The sequence below is a fragment of the Dactylosporangium sp. CA-052675 genome (assembly GCF_050947935.1).
In the GTDB taxonomy this organism is placed as follows: domain Bacteria; phylum Actinomycetota; class Actinomycetes; order Mycobacteriales; family Micromonosporaceae; genus Dactylosporangium.
Map to the genome: position 1 here is coordinate 4,902,545 of NZ_CP192010.1, position 12,851 is coordinate 4,915,395.

At 74.1% G+C, this 12,851-nt stretch carries 17 protein-coding genes; 13 read left to right on the forward strand and 4 right to left on the reverse strand.

The features are described 5' to 3' along the window. Positions 1–200 precede the first annotated feature (200 nt). Together ACQP1P_RS22545 and ACQP1P_RS22550 are read left to right on the forward strand one after the other, a co-directional pair. Positions 201–644, forward strand: coding sequence for a MarR family winged helix-turn-helix transcriptional regulator (locus ACQP1P_RS22545; RefSeq protein WP_433089138.1), 444 nt, complete (start codon positions 201–203; stop codon positions 642–644). Next, complete coding sequence (locus ACQP1P_RS22550; protein ID WP_433089140.1) at positions 637–2,079, forward strand: MFS transporter; 1,443 nt, start codon at positions 637–639, stop codon at positions 2,077–2,079. The genes ACQP1P_RS22545 and ACQP1P_RS22550 overlap by 8 nt, the downstream gene beginning before the upstream one ends. Here the strand turns inward: ACQP1P_RS22550 and ACQP1P_RS22555 are convergent. Further along, positions 2,036–2,290: a hypothetical protein gene (locus ACQP1P_RS22555; protein ID WP_433089141.1), complete on the reverse strand. Its 255-nt coding sequence runs from the start codon at positions 2,288–2,290 to the stop codon at positions 2,036–2,038. The genes ACQP1P_RS22550 and ACQP1P_RS22555 overlap by 44 nt on opposite strands. A gap of 430 nt (positions 2,291–2,720) precedes the next feature. Between ACQP1P_RS22555 and gsmA the strand changes: the two genes are divergently transcribed. Then, on the forward strand, positions 2,721–3,380 hold the full coding sequence (gsmA, locus tag ACQP1P_RS22560) for a sporangiospore maturation cell wall hydrolase GsmA (RefSeq protein ID WP_433089143.1): 660 nt from the start codon (positions 2,721–2,723) through the stop codon (positions 3,378–3,380). Between the two features lie 121 nt (positions 3,381–3,501). On the opposite strand, the gene ACQP1P_RS22565 is transcribed toward gsmA, so the two are convergent. Then, positions 3,502–3,687, reverse strand: a complete 186-nt coding sequence (locus ACQP1P_RS22565; protein WP_433089144.1) for a DUF3073 domain-containing protein — start codon at positions 3,685–3,687, stop codon at positions 3,502–3,504. A gap of 213 nt (positions 3,688–3,900) precedes the next feature. Here ACQP1P_RS22565 and ACQP1P_RS22570 point away from each other — a divergent pair, with 213 nt between their 5' ends. The 3 genes from ACQP1P_RS22570 to ACQP1P_RS22580 all read left to right on the forward strand — a co-directional run bounded on the left by ACQP1P_RS22570 (position 3,901) and on the right by ACQP1P_RS22580 (position 6,045). Next, entirely contained in the window at positions 3,901–4,704 is an 804-nt protein-coding gene (locus ACQP1P_RS22570; RefSeq protein WP_433089146.1) for a mechanosensitive ion channel domain-containing protein, read from the forward strand. Further along, positions 4,704–5,642, forward strand: a complete 939-nt coding sequence (locus ACQP1P_RS22575) for a dipeptidase (RefSeq protein WP_433089148.1) — start codon at positions 4,704–4,706, stop codon at positions 5,640–5,642. The genes ACQP1P_RS22570 and ACQP1P_RS22575 overlap by 1 nt, the downstream gene beginning before the upstream one ends. A 229-nt stretch (positions 5,643–5,871) precedes the next feature. After that, the gene (locus ACQP1P_RS22580) at positions 5,872–6,045 is read left to right on the forward strand and encodes a hypothetical protein (RefSeq protein WP_433089150.1); all 174 of its coding nucleotides are present in this window, start codon (positions 5,872–5,874) and stop codon (positions 6,043–6,045) included. Here ACQP1P_RS22580 and ACQP1P_RS22585 read toward each other — a convergent pair. Further along, positions 6,036–6,815 (reverse strand): hypothetical protein, encoded by a 780-nt coding sequence (locus ACQP1P_RS22585; RefSeq protein ID WP_433089152.1) that lies wholly within the window; start codon positions 6,813–6,815, stop codon positions 6,036–6,038. The genes ACQP1P_RS22580 and ACQP1P_RS22585 overlap by 10 nt on opposite strands. Before the next feature lie 194 nt (positions 6,816–7,009). On the opposite strand from ACQP1P_RS22585, the gene ACQP1P_RS22590 reads away from it, so the two are divergent. From ACQP1P_RS22590 to ACQP1P_RS22605, 4 genes are all read left to right on the forward strand, one after another. Further along, entirely contained in the window at positions 7,010–7,243 is a 234-nt protein-coding gene (locus ACQP1P_RS22590) for a three-helix bundle dimerization domain-containing protein (RefSeq protein WP_433089154.1), read from the forward strand. 287 nt (positions 7,244–7,530) lie between these two features. After that, entirely contained in the window at positions 7,531–9,132 is a 1,602-nt protein-coding gene (locus tag ACQP1P_RS22595; protein ID WP_433089155.1) for a methyl-accepting chemotaxis protein, read from the forward strand. A 14-nt stretch (positions 9,133–9,146) separates the two neighbouring features. Then, positions 9,147–9,482, forward strand: a complete 336-nt coding sequence (locus ACQP1P_RS22600; protein ID WP_433089157.1) for a hypothetical protein — start codon at positions 9,147–9,149, stop codon at positions 9,480–9,482. A gap of 55 nt (positions 9,483–9,537) precedes the next feature. Next, on the forward strand, positions 9,538–10,068 hold the full coding sequence (locus ACQP1P_RS22605) for a GAF domain-containing protein (RefSeq protein ID WP_433089158.1): 531 nt from the start codon (positions 9,538–9,540) through the stop codon (positions 10,066–10,068). Between the two features lie 62 nt (positions 10,069–10,130). On the opposite strand, the gene ACQP1P_RS22610 is transcribed toward ACQP1P_RS22605, so the two are convergent. Next, positions 10,131–10,772: a TetR/AcrR family transcriptional regulator gene (locus tag ACQP1P_RS22610; RefSeq protein ID WP_433089160.1), complete on the reverse strand. Its 642-nt coding sequence runs from the start codon at positions 10,770–10,772 to the stop codon at positions 10,131–10,133. A gap of 59 nt (positions 10,773–10,831) precedes the next feature. Between ACQP1P_RS22610 and ACQP1P_RS22615 the strand changes: the two genes are divergently transcribed. The 3 genes from ACQP1P_RS22615 to lgt are packed head-to-tail and all read left to right on the forward strand — an operon-like array spanning position 10,832 to position 12,802. Next, entirely contained in the window at positions 10,832–11,125 is a 294-nt protein-coding gene (locus tag ACQP1P_RS22615) for a hypothetical protein (RefSeq protein WP_433089162.1), read from the forward strand. Then, on the forward strand, positions 11,125–11,922 hold the full coding sequence (locus ACQP1P_RS22620; protein WP_433089164.1) for a class I SAM-dependent methyltransferase: 798 nt from the start codon (positions 11,125–11,127) through the stop codon (positions 11,920–11,922). Before ACQP1P_RS22615 ends, ACQP1P_RS22620 begins: the two co-directional genes overlap by 1 nt. Positions 11,923–11,926: 4 nt before the next feature. Next, positions 11,927–12,802, forward strand: coding sequence for a prolipoprotein diacylglyceryl transferase (gene lgt, locus ACQP1P_RS22625; protein ID WP_433089166.1), 876 nt, complete (start codon positions 11,927–11,929; stop codon positions 12,800–12,802). Positions 12,803–12,851: the final 49 nt, after the last annotated feature.

The window sequence follows — 12,851 nt, forward strand, 5'->3', positions numbered from 1 at the left end:
GCGGGTCGATCGTGACCGTCCCGGCGGGCACGCCCTCCGCGGCGGCCGCCTCGGGGGACGGCCGGCCCGTCGCATCGCACCCCCCCCCGTTCGAAGCCGACCCTAATCGGGCCGGCGCGCCCGCACGGGGTGATCGGCGGTTTCATACCTGGGTGGGTGCCACGATGTGTCCAGGTGAACTGCGCAGGTAGACTGCGGATATGGCCGACGATCATCCCTCTCCGTCCGCCGTGGACGCCTCGCGGGCCGTCCGGGCCGTCATCGGGCGGCTGCGGCGCCGCATCCGGGCCGCGGGCGACACCGGCGACATCAGCCTCACCCAGGCCACCGTCCTCGCCCGGCTCCTGGACCGCGACGGCCTCGCCAACAGCGACCTCGCCGCCGCCGAGGGCATGCGGCACCAGTCGATGGCGGCCCAGGTCGCCGCGCTGGCCGATCTCGGCCTGGTCGAGCGGCGGCCCGACCCGGGCGACGGGCGCCGCCAGCTCATCGCGCTCACCCCCGCGGGCCGGCAGCGGGCCGAGGCCGGCCGGCAGGCCCGCGGCGAGTGGCTGGCCGCGGAGTTCGAGCGCCGCTGCACCGAGCAGGAGCGCCGGACCGTCATCGCGGCCATGGCCGTGCTGGAGCGGCTCGCCGATGCGTGAGCCGGCGAGCGGGCTCGACCGCCGGCTCGTCCTGCTGATGATGCTCGGCTCGATCCTCAACCCGATCAACTCGACCATCATCGCCGTGGCGCTCATCCCGATCGGCGCCGCGTTCGGGGCCCCGCCGTCCCGGACGGCCTGGCTCGTCTCGGCCCTCTACCTGGCCACCGCGCTCGGCCAGCCGGTCGTGGGCCGGCTCATCGACCTCTACGGCCCCCGCCGCCTGTTCCTCATCAGCACCGGCCTCGTCGGCGTCGCGGGCATCGCCGGCACCCTGGCCCCGGACTTCGGCGTGCTCATCGCCGCGCGCGTCGTGCTCGGCTTCGGCACCTGCGCCGGCTACCCCGCGGCGATGGCCCTGCTGCGCCGCGAGGCCGAGCGCACCGGCCGGGACAGCCCGGCGGGCGTGCTCGCCGCCCTCGCCGTGGCCAACCAGACCATCGCCGTGGTCGGCCCGCTGCTCGGCGGCCTGCTCATCGGCCTCGGCGGCTGGCGGGCCACGTTCGCGGTCAACATCCCGCTGTCGGTCCTCGCGGTGACCCTCGGCGCGCTGCGGCTGCCGAAGGAGCGCGGCACCGGCCGCGGGGAGGCCGGCGCCGACCGGTCCTCGCCGGCCGCCCGGATCGATCTGGCCCGGATCGACCTGGCCCGGATCGATCTGGCCCGGGTCGACCTGGCCCGGATCGACCTGGCCGGGATGGGCCTGTTCGCGGCCATGCTCGTCGCGCTGCTGCTGTTCCTCATGGACCCGCACCCCGCCGCCTGGTACCTCCCGGTGCTCACCGTCGCCCTCGGCGCCGCGTTCACGGTGCGGGAGCTGCGCGCGGCAACCCCGTTCATCGACCTTCGGGTGCTCGGCGGCAACCTGCCCCTGGTCGCCACCTACGGCCGGTCGCTCGTGGCCTACGTCGTGTCCTACGCCTTCCTCTACGGCTTCACCCAATGGACGGAGGAGGGCTACGGGCTCTCCCCGCTCGGCGCCGGCCTGGTGCAGATCCCGATGTTCCTGGTCGGCATCGGCTTGTCGGTCACCATCGGACGGCGCCCGGGCGTGCGGTCGAAGCTGCTGCTCGGCGGGGCCGGCCAGCTCGCCGCCTGCGCGCTGATGCTCGCCCTCACCGCGGCCAGCCCGCTGTGGATGCTCGTCGCCGTCTCGGTGCTCTTCGGCGTCCCGCAGGGCGCCAACAGCCTGGGCCTGCAGAACGCCGTGTACTTCCAGGCGGACCCGGAGCGGATCGGCTCGTCGGCCGGGCTGCTGCGCACGTTCGGCTACCTCGGCTCGATCGTCGCCTCGGCCGCCACCGCCGCGTCGTTCGGCCGGCACGCGAGCACCGGCGGCATGCACCACCTGGCCTGGATCATGCTGGGCGCGGCGGTGCTGTTCCTGATCGTCACGCTGTTCGACCGGAGCCTGCGCCGGGTGGCGGCGTCGTAGCGGCGGCGACCGTCACCGCCTCCATGCCCCGCGCGCACGCCTCCAGCACCCCCGGCGGGATGTGCCCGGTGTCGCCGCAGATGTCCAGGTGGACGGTGCCCGGGTCGGCGGCGACGGTGACGAACATGCGCTCGTTGGGCCGGTCCTGCTGCGCGAGCCAGCGGAACGTGGTCGCGGGCAGCGCCGCGCGGATCTCGGCCGCGGCCGGCACCGGCCCGTCGGCCGGGGCGGGCGGGCGCCGGTCGTTGAAGTAGCAGGCGATGTCGACCTCTCGCCGCGCTCGGCGTTGACGCGCCGGACGAGCGCGTCGAGGTCATCGGGGCCTCGGCACCCTCGCCGTCGCCGCTGAAGGCAACGATGAACGTCTCTGGCACGCCGGGGAGTCTACGGTCGTCGGCGGGGATCCCCGGCAATCACCGTGAAAACCGGACACCGGCTTTCACGGGCGCGCTCCAGGCCGGGCGGGCAGCGCGGCCGCCGCCCGTCACAGCCGTCACTGTCGCCCGGCGTGACGCGATGGCGTCATCCGGTAACCGGCCGGGCTCGCGGCAACCGCATCGCACCGTCGCGCGAACTGCGGTGCGCCGCGCGCGTCCGACGGTTGGTGAGTCCACGCACCGACCGCCCGACAGGAGTCGCCCATGTTCCCCGGAATCCGGCGCACGCTCGCCACCGCCCTCGCGGCGACGTTCGTCTCGCTGGCCGTGGGGGCCGGCGTCGCCGCGGCCGCGCCCGCCGACGGCCCGATGTTCTCGTGCCGCTCGCACGGCGGCGAATGCCGCCAGCCGGGCTCGCCGCCGGTGCTCCTGCCGGAGCCGGACGGCACCATGAGCCAGGAGGCGTTCATCGCCGCGTCGGTGCCGGGCGCGCAGCAGAGCCAGCGCGAGCACGGCGTGCCGTCGTCGGTGACCCTGGCCCAGGCCATCCTCGAGTCCGGCTGGGGCAGGAGCGCCCTGTCCACTGTGGACAAGAACTTCTTCGGCATGAAGTGCAACGGGCAGGGTTCGTACGCGATCGGCTGCGTGAGCCACAACACGAGCGAGTGCACCGCGGCCGGGCAGTGCTTCCCGACCACGGCGTCGTTCCGCAAGTACGGCAGCGCCGCCGACTCGTTCCGTGACCACGGCGCCACGCTCGCGTCGCTGAGCCGCTACGCCGTCGCCTTCCAGTTCAAGAACGACCCGGACCGCTTCGTGGCCGAGATGCACAAGGCCGGCTACGCGACCGATCCGCAGTACACGGTCAAGCTGACCGGGGTGATGGCGAAGTACGACCTCTACCAGTACGACCTCGCGGCCTGATGCGACCTCGCCGCCGGATACGACCTCGCCGCCTGGTACGACCTCGCGGCTGATCTGCCGAAGCCTGGCTACCGACGTGGTGGCCAGGCTTCACCGCGAGCTTCACCGCGAGGTGAGGGACCTACTGACGCCGGCCCGCGAACTCCTCGTCGTCGGACCACTCGCCGGAGTCCTCCGTCGGCTGGGCGGCCGCGTGCGGCTCGCCGCTCAACTCGTGCTCCAGCGCCGCGAAGTCGGTCGGCATGCTGAAGTATTTCAGCTCGCGCGCGATCTTCGTCTGCTTGGCCTTGGCCCGTCCGCGTCCCATGGCTGCCCCCATGTGCACAAGTCTCGAAGTCCATTCGTGCCCGCAACAATAGCGCGCCGCTCGCAACCAGGCGACCCGCTCGGGCCGCTGTGCCCACATGCCGGTCGCCCGGACGTCTTTCGCGGTGTGCGCGGAGGTCCGCCCGGGGGGCCGCGGCGCCGTCGGGGCGCGGTAGGGTCGCCGATGGTGATCAACCGGGTGAAAGGACGGGCGATGGGCTGGCTGGGACGCCGGCGGGGCGAGAACGGGGCGGTAGACCACGCGCCGGGGGCCTTCGCCGGGCTGCGCGCGATCGAGATCAAGGTGCGGCCCGACTTCCGCAGGACGATCGTGTTCGGCGCGCTCGCCCTCGCCTTCCTCGTCACCGGGCATGACATCGGCGGCGTGCACGCCGCCGAGCTGCGGATACGGCTGATCGCCTACGGGTGCGCGCTGCTGACGGCGATCTTCGGGGTGGCCGCCAGCCGTACCGCCGCCCGCGAGGTGCAGCGCATCGCCGTCGCCCGCGCCGGGAACGCCGCCGGGACGCCGCTGCGCCTGTTCGTTCTGCTCGGCGGCTATCTCATCGCCGTGCTCGCGGTGTGCGACCTGCTCGGGGTGCAGCTGCGGCAGGTGCTCGTCGGCGGGGCGATCACCGGCATCGTCGTCGGGCTCGCGGCCCAGCCGATCCTCGGGAACCTGTTCGCGGGGCTGGTGCTGCTCTTCGCCCGCCCGTACGTGCCGGGCCAGCAGGTCCGGGTCATGTCCGGCGCGCTCAACGGGCCGCACCAGGGCATGATCGTGTCGGCGGGGCTGCTCTACACGGTCCTGGAGACCAAGGACGGCCCGCTCAACATCCCGAACTCCGCGCTGCTGGCCTCGGCGGTCGGCCCGGCCCCGGCCGACGACGAGGACGAGGACGCGGCGGCGCCGCCCGCCGGCGTCTCCGAGCCCGCCCTGGACGGCGCCGCACTCGCCACCGTCGTCGCCGGCGCGGAGTCCGGCCCCGCCAGCGAGCGCAAGCCTCCGGGGACCTGATGACCGTGTTGTGGGAGCAGCACTGCTGCCTGCCGCTGACCGTCGGGGCGGACGTCGGCGAGCTCGCCCGCTACGCACGGCCGGGCGGGAGCTTCGTGTCGGTGAACGTCGGGTACGCGCCGCACGGCGCGGACCTGGTGCTCGCGATCCTCGACGACTGGCGGCGGCGGATCGCGGCCGACGACCGGCTGCGCCTCGTGTCCGGGGTCGGCGACATCGGCTCCGAGGGGGTCTCGGTCGCGTTCGACCTGGAGGACTCCGGGCCGCTCGAGGGCGATCTGGACCGGGTGCGGCAGTACTACGACCTCGGCGTGCGCACGCTGCTGCCGACGTACAACGAGCGCAACGCGGCCGGCTGCGGGTGCCTCGACGCGACCGACGAGGGGCTCAGCGCCTACGGCCGGGACCTGGTGCGGGAGATGAACGCCGTCGGCATGGTCCCCGACGGCTCGCACTGCAGCGCCCGGACCGGCCTCGACCTGTGCGAGGTGTCGGCCCTGCCGGTGGTCTACAGCCACTCGTGCATGCGCGCGCTGTGGGACCACCCGCGCAACATCACCGACGAGCAGGCCCGCGCGTGCGCGGCGACCGGCGGCGTCGTCGGCATCGCGGGCGTCGGGATCTTCCTCGGCCCGAACGACCCCTCGACGGAGGCGCTGGTCCGGCACATCGACTACGCCGTGGAGCTCGTCGGCCCCGAGCACGTCGGGCTCGCTTCCGACTATTCGTTCGACCACGCGGACCTGAACGCGGAGATGGTCGCGAACCCGTCGCTGTTCCCGGAGTGCTACACCCGCTGGGGCCCGATCAGGTTCATGCCGCCGGAGGGCCTGTTCGGGGTCGAGGCCGCGCTGCTGGAGCGGGGGTATCCGGCGGAGGCGGTCGCCGGGATTCTGGGCGGCAACTTCCGGCGCGTGGCTGAGCTCAGCTGGCGCTAGGCCAGGAATCTGCGGCGAGCTCGACGTCGATGCCCTGCGCCCGCCGGCGGGGCGCCCGGGCGACCAGCCGAGCCGAGATTCGACCGGCGGCCACCCGGCGCACGGCGGTGCTCGGCGTGTGAAGCTCCCGCACGTCCGGCCGGGCCGAACGACCCGCCGCGGAGGGGCCGCTCGCCTCCGGCGCCGGGCGTCCGCGCGGCGCATCGTGGAGGCGAGGAGGTCGAGGACGATGCGGCAGCGGGACGTAGGGGTAGTGATCTTCGGCGCGGGCGTCGCGGCCCTCGGCGTGGCGATGAGCGAGCTGCTGGCGCGGCTCACCCGCGGCGCCGACGCCGGGAACGCCGGGGTCGCCGGCCGCGCGGTGTCGGCCGCAGGAGGTCCGGCGGCGCGGCGTCAGCCGTAGTACATGCTGTCGGCCTCGGCGGTCCTGTTCCTGGCCGGCCGCTTGGTGGCGAGCGCCTGGCCGTGGCCGGCGAACGTGGTCGTCGCGACGAACGTGGGCTTGTCCGTCAGCTCCATCTCGATGTGGATGGAGGTCACGTTGCCCTGGTCGTCGGTCTCCAGCGTGAACGGCGCGTCCCTGGTGTAGAAGGCGATGACGCTCGGGCGCCCGATCGGCAGGAACTGCTCGCCGGTCGGGGCGAAGCGGCCCTTGTACGCGTGCGGGCCGCTCGCCGTCGCCGAGACGACGGTCTTCGCGAACGTGGCCAGGCCGGTGGGGTTGTCCATGTTCACGCCGTACAGCGTCTGGCTCTTGAGCCTCGACAGGTCCAGGTGGATCCACTTCTCGGAGTCCTTGTCCCGGCTGTAGAGGTCGTGGCCGAACACGATGCGGTGCAGGTGGCCGTCGCTGTTGCCGGTGCCGCTGATCGTGACGTCCTCCTCGAACACCTGGCCCGCGTGGTCGTAGCCGCCGCTCGCGTTCACCTTGCCGGTGGCGTCGTCGGGCAGGTTGCTCTCGACGTGGTACGTGTACTGCGCCCCCATCAGCTTCGTCAGCAGCGCGACGACGTCGTCCTTGGCCGGCGGCGGCAGGGGCGAGCGGCTGGTGGAGGGCCCGGCGGCCGGGCGCGCCGGCTCGGCATCGGACTCCGGCAGGCCCAGGCAGCCCGAGGTGGCGAGGGCGGCGCCGGCCAGGATGAGGGCGGCGAGCAGCGGCGAGCGACGTGGCATGTGACATCCCCCGTGGATCGAAACAGCCGAATCAACGGCCGCGACTGTAGCCCAGCTTCGCGACGGCTGCCACACGTTCCGCCGGTCGTCGAGGCGGGCGGCCCGCACCGGCGGGACGTTCGGCCCTGCCGCGTCCCCGCGCCGCGGGGCGACAGTGACGGCGGAACACCGTGAACCGGCCGAAGGAGCACGCCATGCCGCCCATCCCGCACCGGACCCAGCTCGAGTCGCACGCGGTCGAGCACCTCACCGAGCGGCTGATCCGCCGGTACGCCGCCCGGCACGACGCCGCCGCCGTGCGCGCCACCGTCGAGCGGGTCGCCAAGCGGTATGCGACCGTCGGCGTGCACGCGTTCGTGCCGGTGCTCATCGAGCGCGACGCGCGCCGCGAGCTCGACGGGACGGCGCGGACGATTCCGCGGGCGTGAGGGGCGGGCCGAGCGCGATGTCCGCCGGGCCCGGGGAGAAGGAGCCGAGCGCGATCTCCTGCTCGTAGCGCAGGCGGACACAGTCGCGCAGGGTCTGCGGGAGCGCCCGCGCGGCCCGCGGTACGCGAGCCACCACGCGGCGAGCCGGTTCACCACCCCAGCGTGCCGGGCGGGCGCAACCGCACCGGCTCGGCGACTTTTGTGCGGTTTCTCTCAGCCGGTCCGGCGGCGGAGCCGATGGGACGTACGACCTCATTGCCGGGCAACGCGCGAGGAGCGGCGAAGCGATGACGAGCATGTCCACCACGGCGACGGGGCGCCCGCCGCGGGCGACGATCGGGCGCAAGCTGGGCGTCATCTTCGCCGGCATCGCCGTGGTCTTCGGGGCCGTGTGCACGGTGGCGTACCTCTCCGTCGACTCCCTCGTCGAGAACACCGGCAAGGTCCGGCACACCTACGAGGTGCTGAGCCGGCTCGACGCGCTGAGCTCCAGCCTCAAGGACGCCGAGACCAGCCAGCGCGGGTTCCTCATCACCGGCGAGGACTCCTACCTTGCGCCCTACACCCAGGCGCTGCAGGACCTCGCGGCCGAGCAGCAGGCCCTGCGCACGCTCACCGCCGACAACCCCCGCCAGCAGCAGCGCCTCGACCAGCTCGCCCCGCTCGTGACCGACAAGCTCAACGAGCTCAAGCAGACCATCGACCTGCGGCGGGCCTCCGGCTTCGACGCGGCCCAGAAGGTCGTGCTCACCAACGCGGGCAAGACCGTGATGGACCAGATCCGTGCGATCACCACGGCGATGAGCGGCGAGGAGTCGAGCCTGCTGTCGGTGCGCGCCGCCGCGGCCAGCTCGGCCGAGAACCGGACGAAGACCTCGATCGTGGTCGGCGTGCTCGTCCTGCTCATCGGCATGACGGTCGCCGGCGTGATGATCACGCGGCAGACCAGCCGGCGCGTGAACCGGGTGCGGGACACGATCGCGGCCCTCGCCGCCGGGAACCTGACCATGACCACGAACCTGTCGACCAACGACGAGTTCGGGCGGATGGGTCAGGACCTCGACACCGCGATCGCCTCGGTCCGCGCGACCGTGCGGGATCTGGCCGGCACCGCCGCCACCCTGTCCTCGGCCGCGGCCGAGCTGTCGAAGGTCAGCGGCGACCTCAACCTCGGCGCGACCGAGGCCTCCGGCAAGGCGACCTCGGCCGCGCAGGCCGCCGACGAGGTGAACACCAACGTGCAGTCGGTCGCGGCCGGCGCCGAGCAGATGACCGTGTCGATCCAGGAGATCGCGACCACCTCCTCGCGGGCCGCGGACGTCGCCAACCAGTCGCTGGACATCGCCCGCGGCACCACCGAGCAGCTGACCACGCTCGGCCAGGCCAGCACGCAGATCGGCGAGGTCGTCCGGCTCATCACCTCGATCGCCGAGCAGACCAACCTGCTCGCGCTCAACGCCACCATCGAGGCGGCCCGCGCCGGCGACGCGGGCAAGGGCTTCGCCGTCGTGGCGAGCGAGGTCAAGGACCTGGCCCAGGAGACCGCCCGGGCCACCGAGGACATCACGAAGCGCATCGGCGCGATCCAGGCCGGCAGCGACGGGGCGAGCGCGGCGATGCAGCGCATCGAGGACGTGATCGGCCAGCTCACCGAGTTCAGCCACACGATCGCGGCCGCCGTCGAGGAGCAGTCGGCGACCACGAACGAGATGACCCGCTCGATCAACGACGCGGCCCGCGGCGCCGGCGAGGTGCAGGCGAACTTCTCCGGAGTGGCCGAGGTGACCGCGGCGACCTCGGGCTCGGCCCGGCACAGCCAGCGCGCCGCCGATGACCTGGCCGGATTGGCGGTGCGCCTCAACGGCATGGTCGCCAAGTTCACCTACTGAGAGGCGAGGCAGCTGTGACCGATGTGAACGCGGGGCCGTACGAGATGTCGCGCCCCGACCTCGCCGAGGCCCGCGAGTCCCTGCACCGCCTCTACGGCGCGGGAACCGAGCGGCTGTGGAGCGACCTGCTGCGCCGGGCTCAGCTCACCGGCCGGGAGACGGACCCCGCGGCGCTGGAGCGGCTCATCGCGGCGATGCTCGCCACCGACCCCGTCACCGCGCTGTGCGGGCGCAGCCTGGCCATTCGCGCGGCGACGTTCGTGCGGCTCTCGGCCGTGCACGACCTGATCCGCGAGCGCGAGCGCGATCTCGGCGCGCCGGCCGCGGTTCCGGGCGGCGGGCCGGGGTAACCCTGGGTGAGACCGGGTTGACCGTGGGGCGGGCACCGTGAACGGGGGAACGCAGATGGACCGGCACAGCGAGAAGATCGCCAACCTGGAGCGGATGCGCGCGCTGGCCGCGTACGACCTCTTCGATCCCGGCCTGGGTGAGCGCCTGCAGGCCATCTGCCGGCGCAGCGCCGAGCGGCTGGGGATGCCCATCGCCGCCGTCCAGGCCGTGCTCGACACCGCGACCGCCACGCTGGCCGCCACGGCCACGATCGGCGCCTCGGACGACGAGCACCTGATGGTCGCCACCGGCGGCGGGCCGAACGAGTTCGCGTTCTGCCCGCAGGTGCTCCTCGACGACGCGCCGTTCGTCGCCGACGACCTCGCGCGGCACCCGATCCACGGCGCGAACCCGATCGTGCGGGCGGGCCTGATCCGCTCGTACGCGGGGGTCCCGCTGCGGCTGCCGTCGGGCCACATACTCGGCTCCCACTGCGTCATGGGCGGCGAGCCCCACGCGTTCACCGGCGCCGACCTGGCCGAGCTGGCCGCGGCCGGCGACGCGGCGGTGGCCGCGATCCGCGACTACGAGCTCGCGCGAACCTGACCGGCCCTTCCCGGCCCGCGCCGGCCCGACCCGGCCGGGCGGCCCACCGCCGGCGACGATCGTCAGGCCGGGTCGAGCAGCGCGGCGGCGACGGTGTCGACGTACCAGCGCTCGTACTGCTCGGCGCTCCACCCCCGCTGCCGGACCAGCCAGTCGTAGTTGCGGACGTCCATGGCGAGCCACAGCACGTCGGCCGCCGTCTCGAGGTCATGGCCGGGTCGCAGGCCCCCGCAGCCGGCGAGGTCGGCGGCGAACATGCGCATCCCGAGCCGGCGCTCGGCGGCGTGCTTGCGCCAGATCTCGGCCGCGTCCGGGTCGGCGCTGGCCGCCCCGGCCAGGGCGATGAGGACGTCGGCCAGCCGCGCGTTGACGCCGCAGAGGTGCCGGGCGTAGCGGGCGAGCATGGCCCGCGGGTCGCGCAGCGCCCGGATCTCGGCGACGAAGTCCCGCTCGGGCAGCGCCACCGGCTCGTCGTCGCCGGCGATGGTGACGTCGACCAGCTCGGAGAGCAGCTGGCGCTTGCTGCCGAACACCGCGTAGACGGTCTGGACCGCGACGCCCGCCTCGGCCGCGACGGCGGTGAGCGGTGTCGCGGCGTACCCGGGATCCACGAACAGCGTGGCCGCCGCGGCCAGGATCGCCCGCCGGGTCTGCCGGGCCTGCTCCTGTCGCCGAGCCGACTCGTACCGACGCTTGACAGCCACCTGCGTAGCGTAGTCCTCTATTGGATAGAGGTTCACTCTATTCAACGGAGGTGGTGGCGATGCCGTTCGGTGTCGTGCAGGACATGCCCGGGGTGAACGAGGAGATGTTCCGCATGGTCGAGCGCAACCTCGGCCCGGACCGTCCCCCGGGCCTGCTGGCCCACGTGGCCGGGCCGGCGGAGGGCGGCTGGCGGATCGTCAACGTGTGGCAGGACGAGGCCGCGTTCCGCCGGTTCCAGTCGGAGCGGCTGGTGCGCGCCGCGGGGCTCGCCGCGCAGCAGGACGGGTTCGACCCCGCGCTGGCGGCCGGCTTCCGGGTGCTGACCGTCGACGGCGACGAGATGCCCTTCTGATGTCCGGCTTCTGGTCGCAGGCCGCGCCGGGGTGGATCCGCCACGCCGAGCGCACCGACACCGTCGGGCGCCCGCTGGGCGCCGCCGCGATCGAGTGGCTCCGCGCCGCGGTCGGGACCGGGGCCGGGCGGCGGATCGTCGACGTGGGCTGCGGCTGCGGCGGCTCCACGGCCGAGCTGGGTGCGGTCGGCGTCGACGTCTCCGCCGAGATGGTCGCCGCCGCCCGCCGCCGCTTCCCGGACGTCGCATTCGTGTGCGCCGACGTGGAGGCCGTCCGGGAGATCCCGGGCGCGCCGTTCGACGCGGCCTTCTCCCGGACCGCCCTGATGCTGCTCGCCGACTGCTCGGCCATTCGCCGCTCGCTGCGCCCGGGCGCTGCGCTGGCGGCCACCGTCTTCCGTGACGCGGCCGCGAACCCGTGGCTGCCCGCGGCCCTGCTCGGTGCCGCGCCGCATCTGGGCGCGCTGCCGCCGCTGCCGGTCGGTGACGAGCCCGGCCCGTTCGCGTGGGCGGACCCGGGCCGCGCCCACCGGATCCTCGCCGCGGCCGGCTTCGGCGCGATCGCGGTCGAGCCGGTCGACGTCGTGCTCGAGCCGGCCGACGAGCCCGAGGTCGTGGCCGAGTGGCTCATCGAGCTCGGGCCGGCGGGCCCGCCGTACCGCGCCGCGGGCCCGGACGGCCGGGCGGCGGCCCGCGCCGGGGCGGCCCGACTGCTCGACCGCTTCCGCGTCCCGGGAACCGGCTACCGGCTGCCGGCCGGGCTCTGGCTGGTCACCGCGCGGGCCGTGCGAGAGTAGTCCGATGGAGCTCCAGCCGCTGCTGCTCGCCGCCATCCCCAGCCCCGCGCGCGGCGTGTGGCACCTCGGCCCGGTGCCGATCCGCGCCTACGCGCTGTGCATCATCGCCGGGATCATCGTCGCCGTCTGGCTGACCCAGCGGCGGTGGGCGGCCGGCGGCGGCCGCCGCGACGACGTCGTGGACGTCGCCGTCTGGGCGGTTCCGTTCGGCATCGCCGGCGGGCGGATCTACCACGTCATCACGGACCCGGAGCTGTACTTCGCCGAGGGCCGCAGCCCCATCCGCGCGCTCTACATCTGGGACGGCGGCCTCGGCATCTGGGGCGCCATCGCGCTCGGCGCGCTCGGCGCCTGGATCGGCTGCCGGCGCCTCGGGATCTCGCTGGCGTCGTTCGCCGACGCCGCCGCGCCCGGGGTGGCCCTCGCCGAGGCGATCGGCCGCCTCGGGAACTACTTCAACCAGGAGCTCTACGGGCGGCCGACCAACCTGCCGTGGGCGCTGCGCATCGACCCCGCGCACCGCCCGGCCGCGACCCGGGACATCGCCCTGTACCACCCGACGTTCCTGTACGAGGCGCTGTGGTGCCTCGGCGTCGCCGCGCTCGTGCTCTGGGCCGAGCGCCGCTTCCACCTCACGAACGGCCGCGTCTTCGCCCTGTGCGTGGCCGCGTACACGGTGGGCCGGGGGTGGGTCGAGATGCTCCGCGTCGACACCGTCAACCACGTCCTGGGCCTGCGCCTGAACACCTTCACGAGCGCGATCGTCTGCATCGCCGCCGTCGTCGTGCTGTGGCGCACCCGCCCCCGGGACAGGCCGGAGACCGACCTCGCCGGGGCCGGAAGGCCCTCAGCCGACTCGGCAGGCCCGGACCGGCAGTGAGCACGAGCCGGGCCTGCGCCCGCAACCGCTGACGGCGCTCGGGCCGCGT

Excerpts from the sequence above, each read along its gene's own strand:
- ACQP1P_RS22565 (WP_433089144.1), bottom strand. The coding sequence starts at position 3,687 with ATGGGACGCGGACGGGCCAAGGCCAAGCAGACGAAGATCGCGCGCGAG.
- gsmA (WP_433089143.1), top strand. The coding sequence starts at position 2,721 with ATGTTCCCCGGAATCCGGCGCACGCTCGCCACCGCCCTCGCGGCGACG.
- ACQP1P_RS22575 (WP_433089148.1), top strand. The coding sequence starts at position 4,704 with ATGACCGTGTTGTGGGAGCAGCACTGCTGCCTGCCGCTGACCGTCGGG.
- ACQP1P_RS22570 (WP_433089146.1), top strand. The coding sequence starts at position 3,901 with ATGGGCTGGCTGGGACGCCGGCGGGGCGAGAACGGGGCGGTAGACCAC.
- ACQP1P_RS22595 (WP_433089155.1), top strand. The coding sequence starts at position 7,531 with ATGACGAGCATGTCCACCACGGCGACGGGGCGCCCGCCGCGGGCGACG.
- ACQP1P_RS22550 (WP_433089140.1), top strand. The coding sequence starts at position 637 with ATGCGTGAGCCGGCGAGCGGGCTCGACCGCCGGCTCGTCCTGCTGATG.
- ACQP1P_RS22620 (WP_433089164.1), top strand. The coding sequence starts at position 11,125 with ATGTCCGGCTTCTGGTCGCAGGCCGCGCCGGGGTGGATCCGCCACGCC.
- ACQP1P_RS22615 (WP_433089162.1), top strand. The coding sequence starts at position 10,832 with ATGCCGTTCGGTGTCGTGCAGGACATGCCCGGGGTGAACGAGGAGATG.
- ACQP1P_RS22580 (WP_433089150.1), top strand. The coding sequence starts at position 5,872 with ATGCGGCAGCGGGACGTAGGGGTAGTGATCTTCGGCGCGGGCGTCGCG.
- ACQP1P_RS22585 (WP_433089152.1), bottom strand. The coding sequence starts at position 6,815 with ATGCCACGTCGCTCGCCGCTGCTCGCCGCCCTCATCCTGGCCGGCGCC.
- ACQP1P_RS22605 (WP_433089158.1), top strand. The coding sequence starts at position 9,538 with ATGGACCGGCACAGCGAGAAGATCGCCAACCTGGAGCGGATGCGCGCG.
- lgt (WP_433089166.1), top strand. The coding sequence starts at position 11,927 with ATGGAGCTCCAGCCGCTGCTGCTCGCCGCCATCCCCAGCCCCGCGCGC.
- ACQP1P_RS22590 (WP_433089154.1), top strand. The coding sequence starts at position 7,010 with ATGCCGCCCATCCCGCACCGGACCCAGCTCGAGTCGCACGCGGTCGAG.
- ACQP1P_RS22545 (WP_433089138.1), top strand. The coding sequence starts at position 201 with ATGGCCGACGATCATCCCTCTCCGTCCGCCGTGGACGCCTCGCGGGCC.